This is a genomic window from Hyphomicrobium sp., from assembly GCF_051860585.1.
Classification (GTDB): Bacteria; Pseudomonadota; Alphaproteobacteria; order Rhizobiales; family Hyphomicrobiaceae; genus Hyphomicrobium_C.
On sequence record NZ_JBHYDS010000006.1, the window covers coordinates 237,880 to 262,019 of the forward strand.

Annotated in this window: 18 protein-coding genes; 4 read left to right on the forward strand and 14 right to left on the reverse strand. The window is 65.7% G+C overall.

The window, feature by feature from the left end:
* Nucleotides 1-41 precede the first annotated feature (41 nt).
* Genes ACTIFK_RS11865 through ACTIFK_RS11875 form a run of 3 tightly spaced genes read right to left on the reverse strand, consistent with a single transcriptional unit; the run spans nucleotide 42 to nucleotide 2,323 of the window.
* Nucleotides 42-845, reverse strand: coding sequence for a metal ABC transporter permease (locus tag ACTIFK_RS11865; RefSeq protein WP_439543279.1), 804 nt, complete (start codon nucleotides 843-845; stop codon nucleotides 42-44).
* A complete protein-coding gene (locus ACTIFK_RS11870; RefSeq protein ID WP_439543280.1) occupies nucleotides 842-1,804 on the reverse strand; it encodes an ATP-binding cassette domain-containing protein in 963 nt (320 codons plus the stop codon). The genes ACTIFK_RS11865 and ACTIFK_RS11870 overlap by 4 nt, the downstream gene beginning before the upstream one ends.
* A 12-nt stretch (nucleotides 1,805-1,816) precedes the next feature.
* A complete protein-coding gene (locus tag ACTIFK_RS11875; RefSeq protein ID WP_439543281.1) occupies nucleotides 1,817-2,323 on the reverse strand; it encodes a Fur family transcriptional regulator in 507 nt (168 codons plus the stop codon).
* Nucleotides 2,324-2,815: 492 nt separating this feature from the next.
* Between ACTIFK_RS11875 and ACTIFK_RS11880 the strand changes: the two genes are divergently transcribed.
* Nucleotides 2,816-6,130 (forward strand): hypothetical protein, encoded by a 3,315-nt coding sequence (locus ACTIFK_RS11880; RefSeq protein WP_439543282.1) that lies wholly within the window; start codon nucleotides 2,816-2,818, stop codon nucleotides 6,128-6,130.
* A gap of 166 nt (nucleotides 6,131-6,296) precedes the next feature.
* Complete coding sequence (locus ACTIFK_RS11885; protein WP_439543283.1) at nucleotides 6,297-7,664, forward strand: vWA domain-containing protein; 1,368 nt, start codon at nucleotides 6,297-6,299, stop codon at nucleotides 7,662-7,664.
* A gap of 290 nt (nucleotides 7,665-7,954) precedes the next feature.
* On the opposite strand, the gene infC is transcribed toward ACTIFK_RS11885, so the two are convergent.
* Nucleotides 7,955-8,482 (reverse strand): translation initiation factor IF-3, encoded by a 528-nt coding sequence (gene infC, locus ACTIFK_RS11890; RefSeq protein WP_439543284.1) that lies wholly within the window; start codon nucleotides 8,480-8,482, stop codon nucleotides 7,955-7,957.
* 214 nt (nucleotides 8,483-8,696) lie between these two features.
* Nucleotides 8,697-9,890, reverse strand: coding sequence for a glycosyltransferase family 4 protein (locus tag ACTIFK_RS11895; RefSeq protein ID WP_439543285.1), 1,194 nt, complete (start codon nucleotides 9,888-9,890; stop codon nucleotides 8,697-8,699).
* Nucleotides 9,891-9,955: 65 nt separating this feature from the next.
* On the opposite strand from ACTIFK_RS11895, the gene ACTIFK_RS11900 reads away from it, so the two are divergent.
* Entirely contained in the window at nucleotides 9,956-10,750 is a 795-nt protein-coding gene (locus tag ACTIFK_RS11900; protein WP_439543286.1) for an alpha/beta hydrolase, read from the forward strand.
* Between the two features lie 71 nt (nucleotides 10,751-10,821).
* On the opposite strand, the gene ACTIFK_RS11905 is transcribed toward ACTIFK_RS11900, so the two are convergent.
* From ACTIFK_RS11905 to ACTIFK_RS11935, 7 genes are all read right to left on the reverse strand, one after another.
* A complete protein-coding gene (locus tag ACTIFK_RS11905; RefSeq protein WP_439543287.1) occupies nucleotides 10,822-12,195 on the reverse strand; it encodes an oligosaccharide flippase family protein in 1,374 nt (457 codons plus the stop codon).
* Nucleotides 12,185-13,390, reverse strand: a complete 1,206-nt coding sequence (locus tag ACTIFK_RS11910; RefSeq protein ID WP_439543288.1) for an O-antigen ligase family protein — start codon at nucleotides 13,388-13,390, stop codon at nucleotides 12,185-12,187. Before ACTIFK_RS11910 ends, ACTIFK_RS11905 begins: the two co-directional genes overlap by 11 nt.
* 78 nt (nucleotides 13,391-13,468) lie before the next feature.
* Nucleotides 13,469-14,995 (reverse strand): undecaprenyl-phosphate glucose phosphotransferase, encoded by a 1,527-nt coding sequence (locus tag ACTIFK_RS11915; RefSeq protein WP_439543289.1) that lies wholly within the window; start codon nucleotides 14,993-14,995, stop codon nucleotides 13,469-13,471.
* Nucleotides 14,996-15,384: 389 nt separating this feature from the next.
* Nucleotides 15,385-17,220: a hypothetical protein gene (locus ACTIFK_RS11920; protein WP_439543290.1), complete on the reverse strand. Its 1,836-nt coding sequence runs from the start codon at nucleotides 17,218-17,220 to the stop codon at nucleotides 15,385-15,387.
* Between the two features lie 134 nt (nucleotides 17,221-17,354).
* A complete protein-coding gene (locus ACTIFK_RS11925; protein ID WP_439543291.1) occupies nucleotides 17,355-18,227 on the reverse strand; it encodes an SDR family oxidoreductase in 873 nt (290 codons plus the stop codon).
* A 159-nt stretch (nucleotides 18,228-18,386) separates the two neighbouring features.
* On the reverse strand, nucleotides 18,387-19,541 hold the full coding sequence (gene queG, locus ACTIFK_RS11930) for a tRNA epoxyqueuosine(34) reductase QueG (protein ID WP_439543292.1): 1,155 nt from the start codon (nucleotides 19,539-19,541) through the stop codon (nucleotides 18,387-18,389).
* 14 nt (nucleotides 19,542-19,555) lie between these two features.
* On the reverse strand, nucleotides 19,556-20,260 hold the full coding sequence (locus tag ACTIFK_RS11935) for a glutathione S-transferase family protein (RefSeq protein ID WP_439543293.1): 705 nt from the start codon (nucleotides 20,258-20,260) through the stop codon (nucleotides 19,556-19,558).
* Nucleotides 20,261-20,470: 210 nt separating this feature from the next.
* Between ACTIFK_RS11935 and ACTIFK_RS11940 the strand changes: the two genes are divergently transcribed.
* The gene (locus ACTIFK_RS11940; RefSeq protein WP_439543294.1) at nucleotides 20,471-21,268 is read left to right on the forward strand and encodes an undecaprenyl-diphosphate phosphatase; all 798 of its coding nucleotides are present in this window, start codon (nucleotides 20,471-20,473) and stop codon (nucleotides 21,266-21,268) included.
* Nucleotides 21,269-21,408: 140 nt separating this feature from the next.
* On the opposite strand, the gene ACTIFK_RS11945 is transcribed toward ACTIFK_RS11940, so the two are convergent.
* Complete coding sequence (locus ACTIFK_RS11945) at nucleotides 21,409-21,873, reverse strand: PTS sugar transporter subunit IIA (RefSeq protein ID WP_439543335.1); 465 nt, start codon at nucleotides 21,871-21,873, stop codon at nucleotides 21,409-21,411.
* 523 nt (nucleotides 21,874-22,396) lie between these two features.
* The gene (gene rpoN / locus ACTIFK_RS11950) at nucleotides 22,397-23,905 is read right to left on the reverse strand and encodes an RNA polymerase factor sigma-54 (RefSeq protein ID WP_439543295.1); all 1,509 of its coding nucleotides are present in this window, start codon (nucleotides 23,903-23,905) and stop codon (nucleotides 22,397-22,399) included.
* Between the last annotated feature and the right edge of the window lie 235 nt (nucleotides 23,906-24,140).

Genomic DNA, 24,140 nt, shown 5'->3' on the forward strand with positions numbered 1-24,140 from the left:
TCATTTAATCCAGGTCGCCGCCGTCTGCCAGCGGCCCGAAGTCACGTCCGCCGCGCGAGGGCTGCGGAGGCGACGGACAGGCCAGCAATGATGGCCATGAAGACGACGATCGCAGGGCCGCCAGGGACGTCGAAATTGACCGAAAGGCCAAGGCCGAGCAGCACGCTGACAGCGGCGATCAGGGCGGCGAGGATCGCCATGCGCTCGGGTGTAGACGACAGCGGACGGGCGGCGACGGCCGGGACGATCAGGAAGGCGATCACGAGCAGTGCGCCGACGATCTTGATGGCGATGGCTATGGTCAGCGACAACAGCACGATGAAGATCGCTTTCACGGCGTCGCGGTTGACGCCTTCCGCGGAGGCCAGCTCCTCGTGCACGGCGAGGCGCAGCATCGGCTGCCACAGCCAAGCCAGGACGGCGAGCACCAGCGCTCCGCCGCCGAACACCCAGTAGAGATCGGTCGTGGTGACGGCAAAGATGTCGCCGAACAGGTAGCCCATGAGATCGACGCCGGGGCCGCTCAGGCTCAGGGTGGCGATGACACCGAGCGCGAGCGTGCCGTGGTGCATCAGGCCGAGGATGGCATCCAGCGGCACGATCTTCTGGCGCGAGAGCAGAATGAGAAGGCCCGCCATCGCGAGCGTGACGGCAATGACGGGTGCGGTGATGTCGATGCCGAGGGCCAGGCCGAGCGCGATGCCGAGCAGGCTCGCCGTCGAGATCGTCTCGCCGAAATAGGCCATCCGGTTCCAGATCACGAGCGAGCCGAGGGGGGCAGCGACGACGGCAAGCGCCAGCGACGCGGCGAGTGCGCGGAGGAGAAACGGCTCGAGTTCGATCACGGTCTGCCTCCGGCAGGGCCCTTTCGCTCGGCGGAGCCGGTGTCTTCGGCAGAGCTCCTGCCCTCGGTCAGGGAGGGCGCGGGATCGCCGGCCAGATCGTGGCGATGATCGTGGTGGTGCTGGTAGACGGCGAAGTTGCGCGCCTGGTCGGGGCCGAAGAGGCGCATGTATTCGGGATGCTGCGCCACGGTCTCGGGTACGCCCGAGCAGCAGACGTGACGGTTGAGGCAGATGACGCGGTCACTCTGCGCCATGACGACGTGCAGGTCGTGCGAGATCAAGATCACGCCGAGGCCGCGCGTGTCGCGCAGGCGGCCGATCAGCCCGTACAGTTCCGCCTCGCCGACGTAGTCGACGCCGCGAACCGGCTCGTCGAGGACCAGGAGATCCGGATCGTTCAGGAGCGCGCGGGCGAGCACGACGCGCTGCAGTTCGCCGCCCGACAGCTCGACCAGTTGCTGGCCGGCGACGCGTTCGGCGCCCACTTCTGCCAGTACGCCGGCCACGCGCGGTTTGCGTGACGTATCGCCCAGGGTCAGAAAGCGCGCGACCGTCATCGGCAGCGTGCGGTCGACGTCGAAGCGTTGCGGGACGTAGCCGATGCGAAGGCCTTTCCTGCGCAGGATCGCGCCGCCGTCCGGGGGCTCGAGGCCGAGCAGGGTGCGTACGAGGGTGGTCTTGCCGGCGCCGTTGGGGCCGATCAGGGTCAGGATCTCGCGCGGGTGAATGTCGAGGTCGATGTCGGTCAGGATGGTGCGTCCGCCGCGAACGACCTTGAGGCCGCGGGCGCTGATCAGGGCGCTGGGATCGGGCGGCAGGCTGGCCGATGGGCCGTGGCCGCCGCAGCAGGCGCCGGCATGGACGTGATGATGATGGGCATGACCCGACGATGCGCCGGCGCCGCCCGCAAGGGATGCGCCGCCAGCCCTCGCGGAGTCTCCAAGGCGCTGCTCAGTCATTCGGGGCGTAGCCTATTCCTTTTCGACCGCCGCGGCGCAGCGGGGACAGAGGCCCTGGACTTCCACGAACTTAACACGAGCCTGGAATTTCGCGCCAACAGCGGCTTCGCCGATCAGGTCGAAGATGTGCTGCCCGTCCACCTCGCCCACGGCGCCGCATTTCTCGCACGAGAGAAACAGCGGACGGCGTCCGGTGCGATGATCCATGCGGCGGCAGGCGAAGAACGCGTTCTTGCTTTCGAGGCGGTGGATGACGCCCGCTTCGAGCAATGCGTCGATGGCGCGATAGATCGAAATGGGCGCGACGCGCGTGCCCTTGTCGGCGAGGCGCGCGAGGATTTCATAGGCGCCAATCGATGCGTAGGTGGCCGCGATTTCCCCGTAGACCATCTGGCGCAGCTTGGTGAAGCGCAGGTTCTTGGCCGCGAATTCCTCGCTCGCGCGCTCGACCGCTTTCGCCAAGCGCTTGCCGTTCGTCTTGTCCGGCGGGGGAAATGCAATGCGTGCAACTTCAGACATCGGTGCCCGTGAAGTTTCTGATGGCCTTCCGTTACAAGATACCATGACGGACCCGGCTGCCCAGGAAAATCGCACCGGATGCGATCGCGGGCGCTGAATACATCGTGATGTGCCGTGTAACTCCGAGTGGGGGATCGGGCCGCGTCTGTATAGCGCCAGTACATTTGGCGGACCGGCCCGATCGAAACCGCGTTTTATTGCAGTCCGTCCGATATTTGGCGGTGCGTGTGAAGGGGCTTTGCGCGCTCTCGCGCCAGCGCTGGCGGGGCTTCGCGACGGATTCCCGATGTCCGCGACGTCTCGTGTTAACGACATTAAATCGCAGTCATGTGCTTCAAGCGCCGCAATCCCGCCGCGATGAAGCTGGGGAATAGTCGGACCTGTACATACGGGGCCTTGCCGTCGGGGCGACCGGATGCGGTTCGCCACGGGGCCAGAGATGCGCCGCGCCCCTCGATGGATGACAGCCGGCGCGAGCGAGGATTTCGACACATGGGCTGGGACGTCAAGGCCACTGCCGACGGGGTTGTTCAGTCGCTGCCGTCACTTCCGAGCCTGCCGCAGGACGTTTCCCTGCCCCAGGCCGCCAACTGGGTCATGATGGGCCTCGTGGTGCTCGCGGTGGCGAGCGTGCTGGTGCGGCTGCTGCCCAAGGTGTGGGCGGCGATCGAGCACAGCCTGTTCACCAACTGGCGGCTGGCGCTGATCGGCAGCTCCGCGCTCATCCTCTCGCTCGCGGGTGCGTGGACGACGTGGGACGGCATGCGGAACTTCACGGGCGAATCCGTGCTGTCGGCGATGTTCACGTTCGGCATCCATGGCGTGATGCTGATCGTTGCGTGGCTGATCGGCGAAAGCTTCGCCACCGGCATGAACCAGGTGCAGGGCCGGCATGGCCGCCGCGTCAGCCCGCCGATGGTGGCGCTGACGGTGCTGGGCGGGGCGCTGCTGGTGATCGCGGCGGCGGTTGCGATCCTGCACGCCGGGTTCTCGAGCGATCAATTGCTCTATGGGTCAGCCGGCGCCGGCGCGTTTCTGCTGGCGGTCGCGGCGATCATGCTCTTTTCCAAGAGCGACGTGATCCAGCCCTATGCGCAGGGGCTGCGCATCGTCGCCAAGAATTCGATGCTGTGGGTGATGTTCCTCGCCTGCATGGCGACGAGCGTGTTTTTCTCGTTCGACAGCCGGTTCAACGTCATCTTCCCGAAGGACCAGCGCGCGCGCGCGGCGGAGATCCGCACCAAGAACCAGGTCGCGGGCGTCGTCGCCGATATCGGCGAGACCATTTCCACGCGGCGCATGAGCGAAGCCGAAAAGCTTTTCCAGAGCGAAGGCTGGGCCGCCTACGAAGGCCAGCTCGCCAATCTCTCGCGCGCGTCGGAAGGCGCGGAGGCAGAGATCGAAGCGCATTTCACGCGCCAGATGGAGTCGCATCGCTCGTCCATCGCCCAGCAGCAGGAACGCGTGGCCACGGCCACCAGCGGCCAGGCCGGGCTCGCGAGCAAGAAGACGGTTCTGACCGACGAGCTGTCGCGCCTCAAGGCCGAGCGGCCGGGGTTGGCTGCTGACTATTCCGGCAAGAAGAGCGAACTCGACGCGCGCGCCAAGGAGATCGACGCCAAGCGCGTCGAGGCGATGGCCGAGGACAAGGGCGTCGAAGGTTCGCTCAAGGCGGGCAAAGGGCCGATCTACCGCGAACGCGTGGGCGAGATGAGCCGGCTGCGCGACTACTACAAAATCGGCGAAGAGCGCGTGCGTGACGCGCAGAAGCGGTTGGATGCGGTCGACACGCGCGTGACGCAGATCGAGCGCGAGCTGGCTGGCGTCGACGGCGAACTTGCCAAGCTCAAAGGCGAGGCGGTGACGGCCGAGCAGCGCATCGTGGCGGCGGAATCGTCCCAGCTCGGCCAGGAGGGCCAGAAGGTCGATCCGGCCCGCGTGCGCGCCGCGTTCGAACAGGCCAGGGCCGGGTTTCGCCAGCAGCCGGACGCCGAGCATCTGAGCACCCTGCATCAGTATTGCACCCAGCTTTACGATGCGATGATCTCGACCGCGGCGACCAAGGATCGCGTCCGCAACATCGATTGCGATCCCAAGCAGGCGGTGGAAGCCGCTGCCGCGATCTTCACGCTCAATGCCGGACTGCAGGCCTTCGCGGCCAACTGCGCGGGCGGCGACAAGGTGCCGACGACAGGCGGCGTCGATCCGTTGCTGACGTTCGGCCGCAAGTGCCTGCGCGACTCCGGCCTGCCGAGCAACGACGCCAACGTGATGGGCGAGCGGCTGTCGGCGATCGATCTCAATCGTGACGACAAGGCACATAACTTCGTCGTGTCGCTCAACGCCTTCCAGGACGGCAACCGGCTGGCGTATCTCGCGCTTGCCATCGCCATCGGCATCGACAGCCTGATCTTCATGACCGGTCTGTTCGGCGCCAATGCCGTGCGGTCGCCGCTCTCGGACGTGCCAAGCCTGAAAGCTCGCAATTCGCAAGAGCTGAACGCGATGATCGAGACGGCGCTGCTGCCGGACACGTTCCGCAAGGCGCGTCTCGTCGGGCAATCGATGCATCCGATCGAGAACGTGGACGGCTATTCGAACGAGGTGCGGCTGCGCGAGCTCGATCCGGAGACGGCGGTGCAGGTGCGCGAGGTGCTCAACGCGGGGGCGATCATCGGTGCGGTGCGGCGCGGCGACGACCCCGGGCATTTCCTCGTGCGGTCCGAACTGCTGGAGTTCCTCAACAGCGTCATCAAGCGCGAGCTGGAAGCCAATCCGGAGAAGGCCGCGCGCGGCCTGACGATGGATCAGCTCGAGGATCAGGTCGTGGTGGCCCTGCTGCCGCATGTCGGAGACTCGTGCGCGGCGGTGATGAACGAGCTGGTGCCGGTGGATGACGTCAAGGCGACCGGGTTCACGTCGATGCTGTCGCTGGACGAGGCGCCCGAAGAGTCTCGCCCCGCGATTCTGAACGTGCTGAATACCGGCGCGACGTTCTCCGTCGTGCAGCGCGACACCAAGAGCGACGACTCCTATTTCGTGCATAAGGATCTTTACAAAACGCTGGCCCGCATCCGTGCGCGCGAAGTGGGACGAGGACAGGCCGTGAATTTCGATCGGCACCCGCAGCTCGTCGCGGGCCAGGATGCCCGGGCCGGCGGCTCACTTACTCCGGATAGAGCGCCTCAGCGCGCCATTGCCGACCAGACCCAACGGGGAGGCGAGGCAAAGGCCTCCACCAACCCGGACGACGAGCGGGCGGCGGCAGTCGAAGCACTTTTGACGCCGCTCGGCATCCGCCCCGAAGACTTCCTCGACATCGAGCAGGACGGATATCAGGCGGCGCTGGCGGCCGTGAAGGTGTTCCAATCGCTGCGCGGCGTCCATCGCGCGTTCGACCGCGCCCTGGTGGAGCGAGAAGAGACGGCGCGCGGCGTGTTCGAGCATGCCCTCGCCCATGAAGAGGATGCTTTGCAGGCGAATGCGGGCTGGAAGTTGCAGACCCTGAGAGCCGCGATCGACGAGATCGACCAGAGCTGGCCGATTGTGATGCTGTTGCCGCGCGGGCCATACGAGGAGGCGATCCAGTCCGTCGTCGATACGCTCGAGCCGGACAGCGCTTCGGGTACGCTTCGCCGCGAGGACCAGGCTTTGTTCACGATGGCTCAGGCGCTCGCCAACGAACTCGCGAAAAATCCGCGCCGCAGCGCGAGCGATTGGATGCAGCTCGAGGTGCTGTTCCACAAACTGCCGCGCGCACCGTCCCAGCAGGTTGCCAGCGGCGATGCCAAGCGCACGCTGAACTGACGGCCAAAAAAATCGTCTAAGGAAAAGCCCGCGTGGCGCGTTTGCCTCACGCGGGCTTTCTTATTTTTGCCATCGGCGCTGCGCCGTTCCGACACAGCATCCGCACCATTCCGCCAGTCCTCGCAATTATTCTGAGTACTCATTTATTTGATCGAGGAGATTTCCAATGTCGCTCAAGCGGACGCTTTCTTCTCTCGTTGCCCTCGCCGCTCTCGCCGGCGCCGTATCCCCAAGCCGTGCACACGCCGCCGAGATCCAGTTCGGCGCCGAACTCAGCCAGTCGACCATCGACCGCAAGAGCCGCGACCGCGTTTACCTGCGGCTGTCGCTCAAATCGCTTGCCGCGGCCGAGCGACGGAAGCGGCCGCCGATCAACGTCGCGCTCGTGATCGACCGGTCCGGCTCGATGAGCGGCGACCGGCTCGCGGCGGCGAAGAAGGGCGCACACGTGGCGCTCGAACGGCTTTCCAGCGAAGATATCGCGGCGCTCGTCTCCTACAATCACGAGGTCGATGTCGCCCGCAAGGCCGACAAGGTCGGATCGAAGCGCGATGCGATCGAACGCGCGATCGACGAACTCAGCGCCAGCGGCACGACGGCGCTCTATGCCGGCGTCAAGGAGGGTGGCGAGCAGGTCAAGGCGTTCCGTTCCGACATGCAGGTCAACCGCGTCGTACTGCTGTCGGACGGCCTCGCCAACGTCGGTCCGAGTACGCCGGGGGATCTCGCCGATCTCGGGCGCGAGCTTGCCGCGAAGGGCATCAGCGTTTCGACCATCGGCCTCGGGCTCGACTACAACGAGGACCTGATGCAGCGCCTTGCGGCGGCCAGCGACGGCAACCACGTGTTCGTCGAGCGTCCGAGCGACCTTGCCGAGGTGTTCGATCGCGAGTTCGGAGACGCGCTTTCCATCGCGGCGCGGGACATCATCATCACCATCGAGTGCAAGGCCGGGTTCACGCCGAAGCGCGTGCTGGGACGTGACGGCGAGATCGCAGGCAATCGCATCACGCTGAAGCTCAACCAGCTGCAGGCGGAGAACGAGCGCTATGTCGTGATCGAACTCGATCCTCCGTCCAGCGGCCTCGACGGGGCCGAAGCGGATATCGCGAGCATCGAGCTCGACTACATGAACATGGAGAGCGGTTCGCGCGGTTCGAAGCAGGCGAGCGTGAAGGCGCGCTTCACGGACGATGCGAAGGACGCGGAGGGCAGCGTCAACAAGAGCGTCATGAGCCAGGTGACCGAGCAGGTGGCGACGGAAAACACCGAGCGCGCGGTCGAATTGCGCGATCAGGGCGATGTCGCGGGAGCGCGGAAGGTGCTCGAGGACAACGCGAGCTATCTCTCGACGCAGAAGGGCTCGCTTGGCGCGGGTCTCGCTGCGGCACCCAAAGCATCGATCTCCGCGCTCGACAAGCTGGAAGCGAAGAGCCGCGAGGCGGCGGAAAATCTCGACGGCGAGAAATGGGACCGCACCCGCAAAGCCATGCGCCAGGATCAGCACAAGTCGAAGGTGCAGCAGGCGTATTAATCGGATCGTTGCCACAAAAATTAAGGGCGGCCCGCGTGAGCGGTCGCCCTTGATCAGTTCTGCTGCCCGGTTCAAGGCCGCTATCGATTGCTCATGTTGAAGCTTGCGTAGGCCCGGGCCTTCGCCGGGGTGACGTTGTATGGTGCGGGAGCGGTCACGCAAACCGTCATGCCGGCGTCATGCCGGCGTCATGGCGGAGCCATGCTTCGCATGGCACCCACGCCAGTCAGCCGAACAGGAGCCGCAAGTGTACTGGGGCCTATGCTTCAGCAGGTGGTGCCCGCTTGGGGTCACTTCGGAGCGAGAACCATCACCATCTGGCGGCCCTCGAAGCGCGGCTCCGATTCGACCTTGGCGATCGGCTCGGTGTCGGTCTTGACGCGCACGAGCACGGCCATGCCGAGCTGCTGATGCGCCATCTCACGGCCGCGGAACCGCAGCGTGACCTTGACCTTGTCGCCTTCCTCGAAGAACCGTCGGATCGCGCGCATCTTCACGTCGTAGTCGTGATCGTCGATGCCGGGTCGCATCTTGATCTCTTTGATCTCGACGATCTTCTGATGCTTGCGGGCTTCGGCAGCCTTTTTCTGTTCTTGATATTTGAACTTGCCGAAATCGAGAATTTTGCAAACCGGCGGTTCGGCGTCAGGCGACACCTCCACCAGATCGAGCCCAGCAGCTTCCGCGCGGGCCATTGCATCAATCTTGGTTACAACACCGACGTTCGTGCCGGTTTCATCAATGAGCCGCACTTCACGTGCCCGGATCGCATCGTTGATCTTCGGACCGGTCGGCTCGCGCTCGACGGCGCCTCGCATAGGTTTGCGGATGTTCAGTCTCCTTAAATCGTTTCGTCAGTCGGCCATAGCTAAGTCAGCTTCTGGCGGAATACAACGGCTTCATACTGCGGAAAGCGCAGTTTGCCGGGAATTGTCGGCCTGCCGTTACGCGCCAGAATCGGGAAGATGCGGCTGCAAGTCAAGCGCGCAAACCCTGGCCCGACTGGCAGAAGCAACAAATCGGCCAAGCAAATCAGCGGTAGCGGGCCTTCAGCTCCGTGCCGAGCAGACCATCGTACACGCCGAGCGTCTCGAGGCGCATGTTATCGAGCCCGAAGTGGCCGAGGGCGCGCGCGCGGGCGCGGGTTCTCAGGGCTGCGCGCGCGTCTGTGCCGAGCCCGAGGGCTTGCGACATTGCTTCCGCCAGGGCGCGGGCGTCGCCCGGCGGGACCAGCCAGCCCGTGGCGTCGGCCGGATCAACCTTGGGCGGAGCGGCAACCGTTTCCGGCGGCGCGCCGATGTCGGTCGCGATGACGGGGCAGCCCATCGCCTGGGCTTCGGTGGCGACACGGCCGAAGGCTTCCGGCTCGATGGACGCGACGATGGCGAGATCGGAGAGAGCGAGGGCGGCGGGCACATCTTCGACATGGCCGGGAAGGATGATGGACTGGTCCAAGCCGGCGGCGTGGATTTCATCCGCGAGCCGCTGGCGGTAGGCGTCGCGCCCCTGGGCATCGCCGGCGAGCACGATCAGCACGTTGCCAAGGCGGCCTTCCGCCTTGAGGAGGCGGGCGGCCTCGATGACGGTGCTCTGTCCCTTCCACGACGTGAGCCGCGCGGGCTGCAGGACGATCGACGCGCCGGGTGCCGCGCGCCACTGGGCCAGCAACGCCGCCTTGCGCTTGTCGGAAATGATTGCGGGGTCGAACTTCTCGCCGTCGACGCCGCGGTAGATGACGCGGATGCGCTCGGAGGGTGTGCCGTAGCGGCTTTCGATCAGGCGCTTGGTATATTGCGAATTGGCGATGACGACGTCGCCCTTCGCCATGACGGCGTTATAGGCGCGCTTGAGGCGCGTGCGCTCGTTATAGGCGCCGTGATACGTGGTGACGAACGGCACGCGCGCGCGGCGGGCGGCGATCATGGCGCTCCAGGCGGGCGCGCGACTGCGGGCGTGGACGAGGTCGACGCCCTCGTCGGCGATCATGCGGCGGATCAGGTGGGCGTTCCACAGCAGGCGGACCGGGTTCTTGGTCGCCGCGGCGAACGGGATGAATTCGCCGCCCGCCGCCGCGATGCGCGGGGCGAGACGTCCGCCTTCGGAGAGCACCAGGGCGCGGCCTCCGGCGCGGACGATGGCATCGGCGATTTCGACGGCCGAAAGCTCGGCGCCGCCCGTATCGAGCTCGGGAATGATCTGAAGTATGGTGGGGCGCTTATCGGCCAAATCCGGGCTCCGGTTTCAAGGCGCATGGGTCTCAAAGTACATGTTCGACAGCAAGGCTTCATAGGATGACGGCGAGCGAACCGCAAATCATCACAGTCGGCACAGGTGACCGCGCGCGACGGATTGCCACCATTGCCGCGCCCGCCGCGCGGCCGGGAGCGCCGGGCCTGCTGTGGCTGATCGGGCTCAAGTCGGACATGGGCTCGACCAAGGCCGAGGCGCTCGCTGAGTGGACCGCCGCGCGCGGGCTCGGCTTTACGCGTTTCGACTATTCGGGACATGGCCAGTCCGGCGGGGCCTTCGAGGAAGCCACGATCTCCGACTGGCTCGAGGAGAGCTGCGCGGTGTTCCGACAACTGACGCACGGGCCGCAGGTGCTCGTCGGGTCGAGCACGGGCGCTCATCTGGCGTTGCTGCTGCTGCGGCGCTTGATGGTGGCGCATCCCGAGGACGCGCGCCGCGTGCTCGGTCTCGTGCTGGTCGCGCCGGCGTGGGACCTGACCGAGCTGATGTGGGATCAACTGCCGGAGGATGCGCGCGCGCGCATCCTGACCGAAGGCCAGTGGATGCGTCCCTCGGCCTACGATCCCGTCGGATATCCGATCACCAAGCGCTTCATCGAGGATGGGAAGGACCATCTCTTCAAGGGCGCGAATTTCGATCCCGGGCGGCCGGTGCTGCTGCTGCAAGGCGCGGAAGATCGCGACGTGCCGATCGCGCATGCTCGTGCGTTGAAAACCGTGCTGGCGGGCGACCGCGTGCGGATCACCGAAGTCGCGGACGGCGAGCATCGGCTGTCGCGGCCGCAGGATCTCGACAAGCTTTATGCGCTCATCGACGAGGTGCTGGTCTTTGTGTGATCGTGCTTCTTATCGGACACCGTTGCTGGCATGTCTTCGCCATGACCGGTTCCTACTTTTCCGGAAGCACTCTAAGGCTTCACGCGCGTCTTGAGGTTGGCGAGGATGAAGAGGTTCAGCCCTTCGAGCTTGCGCACGGCATACCAGTTCATGACGGCCATGGCCGCATAGGCCGTCGACGTGGCGATCGCGGCGCCCGTCACGCCCCAGAGCGGAATGAGAATGAGGTTGAGCACCACCGCGAGAACGGCGGCCGCGCCGAGCGAGAGCGCCGTCGCGCGCTGGTGGCCCATCATATTGAGGATGGTGTCGGACGGGCCCATGGCGGCCTTCGTCATGATGCCGGCGGCGAGAATGAACATCAGGGGATAGGCGTCGGTGAAGGTCGCGCCGAACTGGGCGAGCACGAAATAGCCGATGACGAGGATGCCGGCGGTCATGACCGCTGCCGGGATGAAGGTCCAGCGCACGGCCATGCCGACGAGCGATTTGATCTCGGCGGTGTTGTGGAGGGCATGCGCGGCGGCGATGCGCCCGGCATAGGCGGTGGCGACGGCGTAGAGCACGAAGAGCGCGAGCCCGGTCGTTTTCGCCGCGGCGAAGTAGTGGCCGATTTCTTCCGACGGGCGGAAGAAGTTCAGGACCAGGACGTCGGCGTTGAGGATGATGATTTCGCAAATGCCGCCCGCCAGGAGGGGCAGCGAGATCGTGAACCACTTGGCGTAATTCAATGCGGCGCTGGCCTGCGGGATTTCGCGGGCGACGCGCTTCTCGATCAGCACGGTCTGCATGACCGCTGCCAGCAGGGTCGCGATGAGGGCGATGGTCATCGCGGTGACGGCATTTGCCGCCATGCCGATGCCGAATACGATGCCCACGAACAGCAGCATGGCGAGCGGGCGGAAAACGTAAGCCGGGACGATAGCGTCCAGCGTCCAGCCCTGGCCACGCCCGAACCCGTCCTGCACGTCCGTCAAGGCGTAAGCCGGCAGACAGATCAGGCCGAGCATCAGCGGCATGGCGAGCGCGGCGCTGTCTTCGACGTAGAACGACGTGATGATGGCGACGCCGACGGCGGCCATCAGCACCGACGTGATCAACGCAACCTGGCGTCCGGCCTTCAGGAGACCGCGAAAGGCGGCGTAGTCCTGGTTGGCGGCATATTGCGGCGCGAGGCGCATCATGGCGATGTTGAAGCCGAGATGCGCGAGGCCGCCGAGCACCACGACGCAGGTCCATGCCGTGACGTAGAGGCCGTATTCGGACGCGCCCATCCAGCGCGCGAACGCAATCTGGGTGAGGAACAGCAGCACGGCGCTGATCGCGCGCACGCCGAACACGCCGATCGCGTTCCAGCTGTCGGCATGCGTGGTGCGGCTCGCTTGCAGCGCGTCGCGTGCGGCTTTCAGCATCGATCTGGGCTCGGTCTGGGTGTCAATCATCATAGCGAGCCTCCGCGGCGAACTGCGACGGGATCGCGTCCACGAGGCCCCAGATCAGGCCCATCAAAATGAAGAAATGCCGCCAGTGATCCGTATCGATGATCGCGCCTTCGATGACGAGCCCGAGGAAGGCGGCGGTCGTGACGATGAGCGGGCCCTGGAGGGCGGTCCGTTTGCGCAGCGCGAACAGGCCGGCGGCGAGCGTGCCGAAAACGGAGATCGCGTAGAGCAGGCCGCCGAGCCAGCCCGCGTTCATGAACTGGCTGAGGTAGACGTTGTGCGCTTCCTCCGGATGGTAGGTGTCGCGGAAGGTGTACGTGCCGATGCCGAGGGGGTGATCCAGGATCAGGCCCACGGCCTTTTTCTGTCCGCCGAAGCGGCCATCGGGGCCTTGGTCGTAGGATTGATCCAGGCTCGCACGTTCCTCGAACAGGCCGCCGACGGCTTCGAGCCGCAGGGCGGCGCCGATCGCCAGCACGAGCGTGATGACGCCGATCACGGCGACGACCGTCATGCGCTGGACGTCGGAGGCGCGCCGGGTTGTGACAAGGCCGAGCCAGGCGACGATGACGAGCGAGAACGCCGTGCTCGCCCAGGCGCCGCGCGAGAACGACAGCAGCAGCGCCAAGCACAGCGGCAGGCAAACGACGGCCGCGATCATGGCGTGGCGGATCGGATGGCGCAGCGTAATCCAGGCGGTGTAGACGATGGCCGGCGCCAGCGCCGCGCCAAGCACGTTCGGATCCTTGAAGGTGCCGCGGGCGCGGCCGAAATTCGTGAACAGGTCGTAGGCCGACGGGATGAGCTGGAAATAGCCGGCGAAGGCGGCCGCCGTGGCGATGATGCAGCCGGCGACATAGCAATTCATGACGAGGCGGAAGCGCGGCTCAGGGTCCGCCGAGACATAGCCCGCGAGAACTAATGCGCCGAGCGCGAGAAACAGCGTCACGACCTGGTGCGTGATGGCCGTGTCGATGTTGGTCGAGACGGAGCAGGCCGCGAGGCCGAGCGCGACAAAGGCGAGCCAGGCCGCGAAATTCAGCAGGGTCACGGTGCCGAAGCGCGTGACGCCGAGCAGCGGCAGTCCGACGATCACGGCCGCCATCAGAATGTCGGCGACCGCGGGCTCGGAGAATACGATCGAGCTGGTGGCCATCGCGCCCGCCACCGCGAACGCGGCGAGCTTGTTCGCAGACACCATCCATCCGTTGCCGCTCGCCGGTTCGGGGAGCGCGCGTGCGGCGTGTCGGGATGTGAGCGAGATGACGGCCACGGGTCAGTACGCGTTCTTGCCGGTGAGAAGTGCGAACGGCGTCGCCGCGATGATGTAGAGATCGAACAGCAACGACCAGTTGTCGATGTAGTGGAGATCGGCTTCGACGCGGCGCTGGATCTTCTCGTGCGTGTCGGTCTCGCCGCGCCAGCCGTTGATCTGCGCCCAGCCGGTGACGCCGGGCTTCATGCGATGACGCGCGAAGTATTCGCCGACGACGGTCTGGTAGAGATCGGAGCTGGCCTTGGCTTCGGTCGCATGCGGGCGCGGGCCCACAAGCGCCATCTCGCCCTTGATGACGTTGATGAGCTGGGGCAGCTCGTCGAGGCTCGTCTTGCGGATGAAGCGTCCGACCGGGGTGACGCGCGGATCGTCCTTGGTGACGAGCTTGGACGCCGACGCATCGGCCATGTCGGTGTACATGGAGCGGAACTTGAGCACTTCGATCAACTCGTTGTTGAAGCCGAAGCGGCGCTGCTTGAAGAGGATCGGGCCCTTGCTGTCGAGGCGGATGGCGAGAGCGACCAGCGCCATCACGGGCGCGGCGAGGATGAACAACACCGTGCCGAGAACGCGATCCTCGATGTTCTTGATGACGCGATCCCAATCGGTGAGCGGGCGGTCCATCAGCGCCAGCATCGGCACGCGGCCGATGTAGGAATAGGCGCCCGAGCTCAGGCGCAGCTTGGAGCTGAGCGCGGAAATGCGGATGTCCACCGGCAGCGTGAGCAACACTTTCAGGATCTGCATCAGGCGCTGCTCGGCCGCCATCGGCACGGTGACGACCATCAGGTCGACGCTCGACGTGCGGCAGAAGGCGGGAAGCTGGTCGAAGTTGCCGAGTTTCGGATAACCGTTGATGCTGTCGGCGGAGCGCTCGTCGAGACGGTCGTCGAAGACGCCGAGGATCGACAGCTCCTTGAGGTTGTCGGCTTCGAGGGCGGCAATCAGTTGCTCGCAATCGGGACCGCCGCCGACGATGACGGTGCGGCGGACGAGACGTCCGGCGTCGGTCAACTCGTCGAGCACGCGGGCGAGCGCGAACCGCGCCGCCGACATGATTGCGAAGGATCCCGCCAGCCAGAGCAAGCCGACGGAAGGCGAGAACGGTTCGGTGCCGATCATGTAGCCGGCGCCTGCGGCGACGCAGAAGACCGGCAAAAGGCTGCGCGCGATCTTGCCGGCCTGCTCGCCGGGCCGGCGCAGGGCGCGGATCGAATAGGACCAGTTGCGGCGCAATTCGAGCGTGGCCGCCAGCGCGATGAGCACGGCCCACACGGCCAAGCCCACGCTGGACTGTTCCGGGCTGCCGATCGCGAACGATGAGAGGAAACCGGTGACGACGACGATGGCGACGTCGGTCATGCTGGTCGCGAAGAGAACTTTCGGGCGCGAGACGTTGCGGTGCTTGTCGCTGAAGGCCTGGTCGATCCGCTGGCGCACGCCGTCGAGGACGCGAGCTGGAGCCGAGACACGCCCGTCAAAGGGCGCGCCCGCGTTGTCCCGGGGATCATGAGATAGAATGGCCATGTCTTAAACGCTCGCAACTCTGGATACTGACGCATCCTTGAGCACAGTTCGTCTCAAACCCGTAAAATTCGCGGGATCGGCGGCATATAAGTCGCTGCGGGCGGGTCAACTCGGCGGAGATGGTTAGCAAAGCGTTATCGCGCGGGCGGGCCCGCGCACGCTTTTCCGGTTCAGGTGGAAGTCCTGCAGCGCCGCCTCACCCGGAAGCGAAACCATGCTTCGAATGGGCGGGGAGAGAGGCGAAGAGGGTTGCCGTCTGCGGTTTCGTCGACCTCGTTCCCTCTCCCATCATGGCGGAGCCATGCTCCGCATGGACGCGGAGAGGGTTAGGGTGAGAGGGTCCGGAAAGATCCGAGCGTCCATGAAGCGACTCTCGGCGTCAGGTGCGCTCAGCGGTTCGTAAAGGTCAGCGCAGCCGACGGCTGGGCGGTGAGGCCGCTGGCCAATGCGGCTTCGAGCGCGGCGGTTCCAGCTTCAGTGGCCAGATGCTCCGGCACGACCCAGGCTCGCCACGTCCGCGACGCGTAGGTCTTTCCGCATGTCAGCGCGCCGGCTGCGACGCGGCAGGTCGGGTCCGCGGCGAGCGCCAGAGGCTCGCGGCGGTCGTGGCGCATGATGCGGAGGTCGATGGGCTGCACGGCGGCGGTCAGGGCTTTGACGTCCAGGTCGCGGAAGGCGCAGGCGAGGTGCTGATTGCAGGCGGCGGCGCGCTTGCCGAGCGTGTTGCCCGGACCGAGGGCGCGACCGCGCGGCACGGCGCTTGCGTTGCGATCGGTTCCGGCGCTGATCCAGCAGGTCGGGCCGGCGCAGATGACGGGGTCTGCGGTCTTCTGACCGAAACGGCGAATGCCGTTGGTGCCGGGCTCCATGACGAGCAGGACGGTCACCCGCGACACGGGGCGCGCGCCGCTGGCGATTGACGGCGCTGCGGGCGCGGTGACGTGGGGGAGTGGCGGGGCAACGCCGAGGCCCATGCGGTCGCGGTCGTCCGACGGTGGGGGCTGCGCCGCCATACGCTCGTGTTCCTGACGCCGCTGCTCCATGGCCTGGAGGCGCTCGGTCAGGCGGCGATGCTCGGCTTCCCGCTCGGCGGCCATCGCCGCCTGCTTTTCGTCGGCGGCGCGCTTTTCTTCCGCGAGGCGTTGTTCTTGCGCCAGCCGCTTTTCCTCTGCGACGCGGCGTTCCTCGGCCTTTTTCTCTTCGGCCAACTTTTCCTGCGCCACGCGCTGCTCCTCGGCAAGGCGACGCTCCTCATCTGCTTTTTTCTGCTCAGCGAGCCGCTGCTCTTGGGCCCGGCGCTCATCTTCGGCCACCTTCTCTTCAGCTAAGCGTTGCTCCTCAGCGACGCGCTTCTCTTCCGCGAGGCGTCGCTGCTGCTCTTCTTCGGCTATGCGGCGGCGGTCTTCGTCGGCCTTCTTCTGCTCTGCCAGCCGCCGCTCCTGTTCGATACGCCGTTGCTGGTCGGCTGCGCGACGCTCCGCGTCGACGGCCGCGCGACGCTCCGCGTCGACCGCCACGCGCCGTTCTTCTGCGACGCGATTTTCCTCGGCGATGCGTTTTTCTTCCGCGAGACGCTGCTCCTCGGCCGCCTTCTGCTGTTCGGCGGCAAGGCGCTCGGCCTCCGCGGCACGGTCGGCGATGAATTTTTCGCGTGCGATGCGCTGGTCTTCGGCAAGGCGTTGCGCTTTCTCGGCATGCTCACGCTCCACCTGTTCGGCCGCAAGGCGGCGGTCCTCTTCCGCCTTGGCGTCGCGGGCTTCGGCTTCGGCGCGCGCCTTGTCGGCAGCGGCCTTGCGCTCGTTCGCTTCGTCCCGAGCGCGCTTCAGCATCTCCGCTTCTTCGGTCTGGCGCTGCTCCGCAGCTTCCGTTTTTTGCTGCTCCGCGTCTTGGGCTTTGCGATGCTCCGCAGCTTCTATTTCGCGAAGCTCCGCATCGACCTTGCGACGCTGCGCGTCACCGGCTTTGCGCTGCTCCGCAGCTTCTATTTCGCGAAGCTCCGCATCGACACGCCGCTTGGCTTCTTCGGTTTTGCGATGCTCCGCATCTTCTTGTTTGCGATGCTCCGCATCGGCGGCCTTGCGCTTCTGCTCCTCCTGCTCGGCGCCGCTAGCGAACTTCTCCGCCAGCGCGTGGCCCGCGTCCTGGCCGGTGGCCACCGCCGCCGAGACCGCCAGACATGCGCTCGCGATCGCCGCGAGGAACGGGGCGCTTCTGAGCGAGGTCATGGGTGTCTCCGCATGGGCGCGAATGGAGGTCTAGAGAAATGAGGTCCGCATGGCGGTTAAAGCCGCCAGGACGAAGACATCATCGCTACGGATTCCGGCAACATAGTGGATGAAGCGCGGCAGCTTCGCGCCGTTCAGGGCGTGCGGCCGGCAAGAATGGCGGCCAAGCCTTCGCGGTAGGACGGGTAGGCGAGGTGGACGCCGAGGTCGTCGCGGAGGCGCGCGTTCCTGACCCGCCTGTTTTCTGAATAGAAGCTGAACCCCATCGGAGAGAGCGCGGCGGTCTCGAACGGGGTTTCCGGCGGCGGGTCCTTTCCGATCAGGCTCGCGGCATAGGCGACCACATCCTGGGGCGGCGCGGGCTCGTTGTCGGCGACATTGTAGACGGCGTGCGCGCCCTTGTTCGCGGCGGCCGTTTCCAGCACGGCGGCGATATCCTCGACGTGGATCCGGTTGAAGACCTGGCCGGGCTTGACGATGCGGCGGGCCGTGCCGGCGAAGAGGTCGTCGATGGCGCTGCGGCCCGGTCCGTAAATGCCGGCGAGCCTGAAGATTCGTACGGCCCGATCGTGCGTGGCGCCGAAGTCGCGCCACGCAGTCTCGGCCGCGAGGCGGCGCACCGTGCGCTCCGAGCCGGGCCTGGGTGGCGTGTCCTCATCCACCCACGCTCCGCCGAAATCGCCGTACACGCCGACCGTCGACAGGTAGCCGATCCAGCGCACGTCGTGCGCCTTGGCGATTTCGCGGCTGTGGTGGCGCAACACCGGATCGCCGTCCGCATCGGGACCGGCGGAGACGAGGACGTGCGTGACGCCCGACAGTGCAGCGGCGAGTGCGGGCGTGGGCTCTGTGCCATCGAAAAACACGCCGTGGTAGCCAAGGGACTTGATGCGCTCGACGCCTTCGGCCGTGCGGGCCGTGCCGGCGATGCGCCATCCGACCGGGGTCAGCCGCCGCGCAAGCGCTTCGGCGCTGTAGCCGAGACCGAAGCAGAAAAGGCTGTTCATCCTAGTGTCCTGATTCCGAAGTTCGCCGATGCTGCAAGCGAACGCGGGAGCGAACTTAGGAATCTAGAAGGACACTAGAAATCATAGATTTGCTAGTGTGATTCAGATCGAGAAATTCGCTCAGAACCTGGCTGCTTGATGGGGCGAATTTCTCGATCATCACACTAGTTCGCTTTCCCATTCGCGGCGTACGTCGGCGTCGGGCTCCGCATTGCGGCGGGCGGCCTCGGCGGCGCGCCGTTCGCCGTCCGTCGCCAGCCGCCTGAACGCCCACACCGCCATGGCGCGTACGACGGGGGACGGATCGTCCAGCAGCGGGGTCACGGCCGGCAAAAGGGCTGCATCCTTCGCATTGCCGGCGGCGATCAGGCAGTTGCGAATAACGCGGTCGCGGCCGGTGCGTTTCACGGGCGTGCCGCGAAAGCGCATGCGAAAGGCGGCGTCGTCGAGCGCCAACAGATCGGCCAGGGGCGGATTGTCGAGTTCGGCCCGGATTTCAAGGCGCGTTTCGTGGCTCGCTTGGGCAAACTTGTTCCACGGACAGACGGCGAGGCAGTCGTCGCAGCCAAAGATGCGGTTGCCGATCGGCGCGCGGAACTCGTCGGGAATGTGCCCTTTGTGCTCGATCGTCAGGTAGGCGATGCAGCGGCGCGCATCGAGCTGGTACGGCGCCGGGAAGGCCTTTGTGGGACAGACGTCGAGGCAGCGCGAGCAGTTGCCGCAGTGGTCCTGCTCGGGCGCGTCGGGCGCAAGCTCGGCCGCGGTCAGGATCGCGCCGAGGAACAGCCACGAGCCGTGCTGGCGCGAGACGAGATTGGTGTGCTTGCCCTGCCAGCCGATCCCGGCGGCGGCGGCAAGCGGCTTTTCCATCAGCGGCGCGGTGTCGACGAAGACCTTGACCGGCAGGCCCGTGTCGCGTTCGAGGCGGCCGGCGATGTCCTTCAGCTTGCCCTTCATGACATCGTGATAGTCGCTGCGTTTGGCGTAGGTCGAGACGACGCCGTTGGCCGTGTCGGACAGCGCCTCCATCGGATCGGTCGCGGGTGCGTAGCTCATGCCGAGCATCACGACGGAGCGCACCTCGGGCCAAAGGTGGCGCGGGTCGCGGCGGCGGTCCGCATGGGTTTCGAGCCAGCCCATGGTGCCGTGACGCCCGTCGGCGAGGAACGCCAGCAGGCGGTCCCCGGCGCCGCCGATGGCCTCCGGCCGCGCGATGCGCACCGTGTCGAAACCGAGTTCTCGGGCATGCGCTTCCAATGCCGATTTCGCGGCCGCGGAGGACGAGGCGTCCAAGTTTCCGGCGTTGTGCGACATGCGGCAGGCCAGGCTCAAAAATCGAGGTCGGCGTAGACGGCGGCCGGGGCGATGCCCGCCATGCGATCGGCGAGGAGCGGCCGGAACGACGGGCGCGACTTCATGCGGGCGTACCAGGATTTCGCGGAGGGGTAATCGTCCCACGCGATCTCGCCCAGGTAGTCGATGGCCGAGATATGCCCAGCGGCGGCGAAGTCGGCGAAGCTCATCTCGGTGCCGGACAGCCAGGGCCGCTCATGAGCGAGATGGTTCACATAGCCCATGTGATAGCGGATGTTGGCGCGGATCGCGCGCAGGGCATCCGGATCGGGCGCGTGCGAGCGATCCGGCAGCAGATGGCCGTAGATGCGCTCGAACAGCAGTTCGCGGGTGACCTCGCGGTCGAGCTTGCCGTGGAACCAGTCGACCAGGCGCCGCTGTTCGGCGCGCTCCTCGATGGTGCCCGGAAACAGGGGCGGGATGCGGCCGCCCTTTTCATGGTTCTGCAGCAGCTCCGCGAAGTATTCCGAAATCACGTACGCGCCGCGCAGCACCAAACCGCTGTCGAGGGTCAGGACGGGCAACTCGCCGGCCGGATTGAGGGCAAGGAACGACTGCCGCCATTCCCATGGGCGTTCTTCCGCCAGCGTCGCCTCGATGCCGATCTCGGCCAGCGCCAAGCGGACGGAGCGCGACCTGGGACAGAGCTTGAATTGCGTCAGTGTCGGCGTCGCATGCACGGGGCTTGGATCCGTTTGGATGAGTGTGGCGGAAATGCGTCTGGCACGTGCTGCCCGTCATAGGGGCGCTGCTTGCGGAACGTATCCTCGTTTTGGCAATCGTGCTACCGAGTGCCGCGCTGCGCGGCAGCGTTTCGTCACGGCCACTTGGATCGCCCGCCTTTTGCGCCAGTCGGTGCGTATTTCCATCGCCATCCGGAGAGATCCTCAATGCCGATCTGGCAAGCCATTCTGCTCGGGTTCATCGAGGGGCTGACGGAATTCCTCCCCGTGTCGTCCACCGGACATATCCTGCTCGCCGGTCATTTCATGGGGTTCGACTCGCCCGGCAAGACGTTCGAGGTCTTGATCCAGCTCGGAGCCATCCTGGCCATCGTCTACGTGTACTTCTGGCGGCTGATCGAAATGGTGCGGTCGCTGCCGCGCGACCCCAGCATGCGCCGGTTCGCCGTCGCGCTGTTGATCGCGTTCCTGCCGGCTGCGGTGTTCGGGGCGCTGCTGCACAACTACATCAAAGACGTGCTGTTCGAGACGCCGGTGCTGATCTGCGCCATGCTCATCCTGGGCGGGTTCGTGCTGCTGGCCGTCGACCGGGTCAAGGTCCCGGTGCGGTTTACGGACGTGACCGACATCTCGACGCCGCGCGCGTTCGGGATCGGGCTCTTTCAATGTCTGGCCCTTGTGCCGGGCGTGTCTCGCTCGGGATCGACCATCGTTGGCGGTCTGCTGCTCGGGGCCGACAAGCGGACGGCAGCCGAATTCTCGTTCTTTCTGGCGATGCCGACCATGGCCGGCGCTTTCGCACTCGATCTCTACAAGAACTGGGAGAAGCTGCATGTGGCCGATGCGCTGCCGATCGGCGTCGGTTTCATCGTCGCGTTCGCGACGGCGGTGATCGTGGTGCGCTCGGCGCTCGAATTCATCGGCCGGCACGGATTTGCACCGTTCGCGTGGTGGCGGATCGCGATCGGGGCGCTGGGGCTGGCGGCGCTTGCCGTGTTCGGCTGAACGCCGCGAGACGACCAGAGCCGTTCCGCTTCAAGTGGAATCGCGGAACGACTCTCGATCTCTGTTTTATCGTGCTTCTTTTCGGGCACTATTGCCGGCATGGCTGCGCCCATGACCGGTTCCCACTTTCCGGAAGCACTTTAGGCCGCGTGCGAGGTGACGGGCAGGGTCAGCGCGCGCTTCAAGGCGGCGAGATCCGGCGCAGACCGCAGGCGCTCGAGGGCGGTGGGCTCGCGCACGAGGCGCGAAATGCGGGCGAGTGCCTTCAGGTGGTCTCCGCCCGCATGATCGGGGGCGAGCAGGAGGAAGATCAGGTCGACCGGCTCGCCGTCCGGGCTTTCGAAGTCGATCGGCTTCGCCATCCGCGCGAACAGGCAGACGATGCCCGGGATGCCTTCGATCTTGATGTGGGGGACCGCGATGCCGCGACCAAGGCCAGTCGAGCCAAGCCGTTCGCGCTGCAGGAGCGTGTCGTAGATCGTGCGGGCATCGAGGCGCGTGACCTCGGCTGCCTGCGCCGCGAGGTCGAGCAGCGCCTGCTTCTTGCTGGTTGCTTCGAAAGCGGGAAAAATCCCACGAGGTGCCAGGAGATCGCCTAAATCCATGTGTCCGGTCCCATCGGGTCTACGATCGACATTGCCGCCGATCTTTTTCAGCATTTTCAAAGGGCCCATCAACGCGGCCATCGGATGGCCGTTGAACTCCCAGGGTTTTCGCCTCCGTCTCAACGACGACGGCTCAAACCGGTTTCAATCACGTTCAAATTCAATCGAGCGGCGCTACCTACCCCCCAATTTGGGCGATTCGGCAGCCATGACGCGATTGCTCGTTCCGGGCCAATTGCGCCGCCCACTGTGTGTTTTCTAGCTGCAACCTCGAAGTAGGGTTAGCGGATCCAGAGCACTTCGCGCCGCCGGACAATCTGCCCAACGACGGGACGCAAAATAGCACAAGCAACTCAGCGCTTTCTTTAATTATTACAATTCTTTGGTTCGGCCCCCGTGGCTCCGAGCCGCGTCAAGAAACGCTAGTGCGGCGGGGGGGTGGTGTCAATCCCGGAGCGGACCGCGGTCCCCGGGGAAAGGCGGGCCCGCGGACGGTTTCGACGGCCGTTTTCGGCGACCGTCTTCAGCGACCTGTCCGCTCGAGCTGGCGCTTTTCGCGGCGGCGCTGGACGGACGAGGGAATGCGCATCGCCTCGCGATATTTGGCGACCGTGCGCCGGGCAATGTCGATGCCTTCCTTGTTCAGCTTCTCGACGAGCTTGTCGTCCGACAGGATCGCGCGGGCGTTTTCGCCATCGATCAGTTGTTTGATGCGATGGCGGACGGATTCCGACGAATACGCTTCGCCGTCCCCTGCCGATTGGATCGCGGATGTGAAGAAGTACTTGAGCTCGAAGATGCCGCGCGGGCTCGCCATGTACTTGTTCGAGGTGACCCGCGAGACGGTCGATTCATGCATCGAGATGGCGTCGGCGACGGTGCGCAGGTTGAGCGGCCGCAGGTGCTGGACGCCGTAAGTGAAAAAGCCGTCCTGCTGGCGGACGATCTCTTCCGCCACCCTGAGGATGGTGCGGGCGCGCTGATCGAGGCTTTTGACGAGCCAGTTGGCCGTCTGCAGGCACTCGAGCAGGTAGTCCTTGTCCTTCGCCGTGCGCGTCGTGTTGTTGACCTCGGCGTAATAGGTGCGGTTGACGAGCACGCGGGGCAGGGTGTCGCTGTTCAGCTCGATGAGCCACGTGCCGTCGGCGGCCTGCCGCACAAGGACATCCGGGACGACGGGCTGGAGCTGGACCGATCCGAATTTAAGGCCAGGCTTTGGATTGAGGCGCTTGATCTCATCGATCATGTCGGTGATTTCCGACATTTCGGCGCCGACGGCCTTGCGAAGCGCGGGCATGTTGTGCGCCGCCAGCAGGTGCAGGTTGTCGAGCAGGGCGGCGATCTGCGGATCGTAGCGGTTCTGCTCCTTGAGCTGGAGCGCCAGGCACTCGCCCAGCGAGCGCGCAAAAACGCCGGCCGGGTCGAAGGTCTGGAGCGTCGCCAGGACCTTTTCAATCAGCTCGAGCGGCGCTCCGAGCTTGGCCGCGAGTTGCTCGAGGTCGGCGTGCAGGTAACCGGCCTCGTCGACCATATCGATCAGGTGCTGGCCGATGAGGCGCTCGGCCTGGCCGTGGACCGAGAGCGGCAGCTGCTCGCTCAGGTGATCGCGCAGCGACGGCTCGCTCGAGACGAAGGCTTCCGGGTTGATTTCCTCGCCGTTGAAGGAGTTCATCCGCTGGCGCACGTTGGCCCAGCCGGACTCTGCGTCCATGCTGCCGGGAGCAGCGGCGCTGTCGCTGTAGGATCCGTCGTCGCCGTCCAGGCCGCCGTCCGCTTCGGCGACGGGCTTGGCAAGATCGAGCCATTCCTCATCGCCGGCGGGTTCGCTGCGCTCGACGGGGACGTCATGCTCTTTCGGCGAGACGTCGGGCGTTTCGTCCATTTCGAGCAGCGGATTGCGCTCGAGCTCGGTCTCGACGAACTGGCCAAGCTCCAGATTGGAGAGCTGAAGCAAGCGGATGGCCTGCTGCAACTGGGGTGTCATCACCAGTTGCTGGCCTTGCCGCAGCTCAAGCTTTGCCGTTAGCGCCATACCAAACTTTCAGTTTCCGACGCGTCCAGTTCCGATGCGGCGCATCGACGGCTGCCGCGATCGGTTCGGCCCGGTTAGCGCCAAGTGCAAGGTCTCGCGCCCATCATGGCTCACGCTCCCCTCCGCGTGGCGGCATATTTTTTGCCGGCACGACGGCGAGCATGCCCCATGGAAATGAAAACCACGTTGACTTTGGCCCTGCGGCGCGAACTGGGTCGCCGCAGTGTGCATGCAC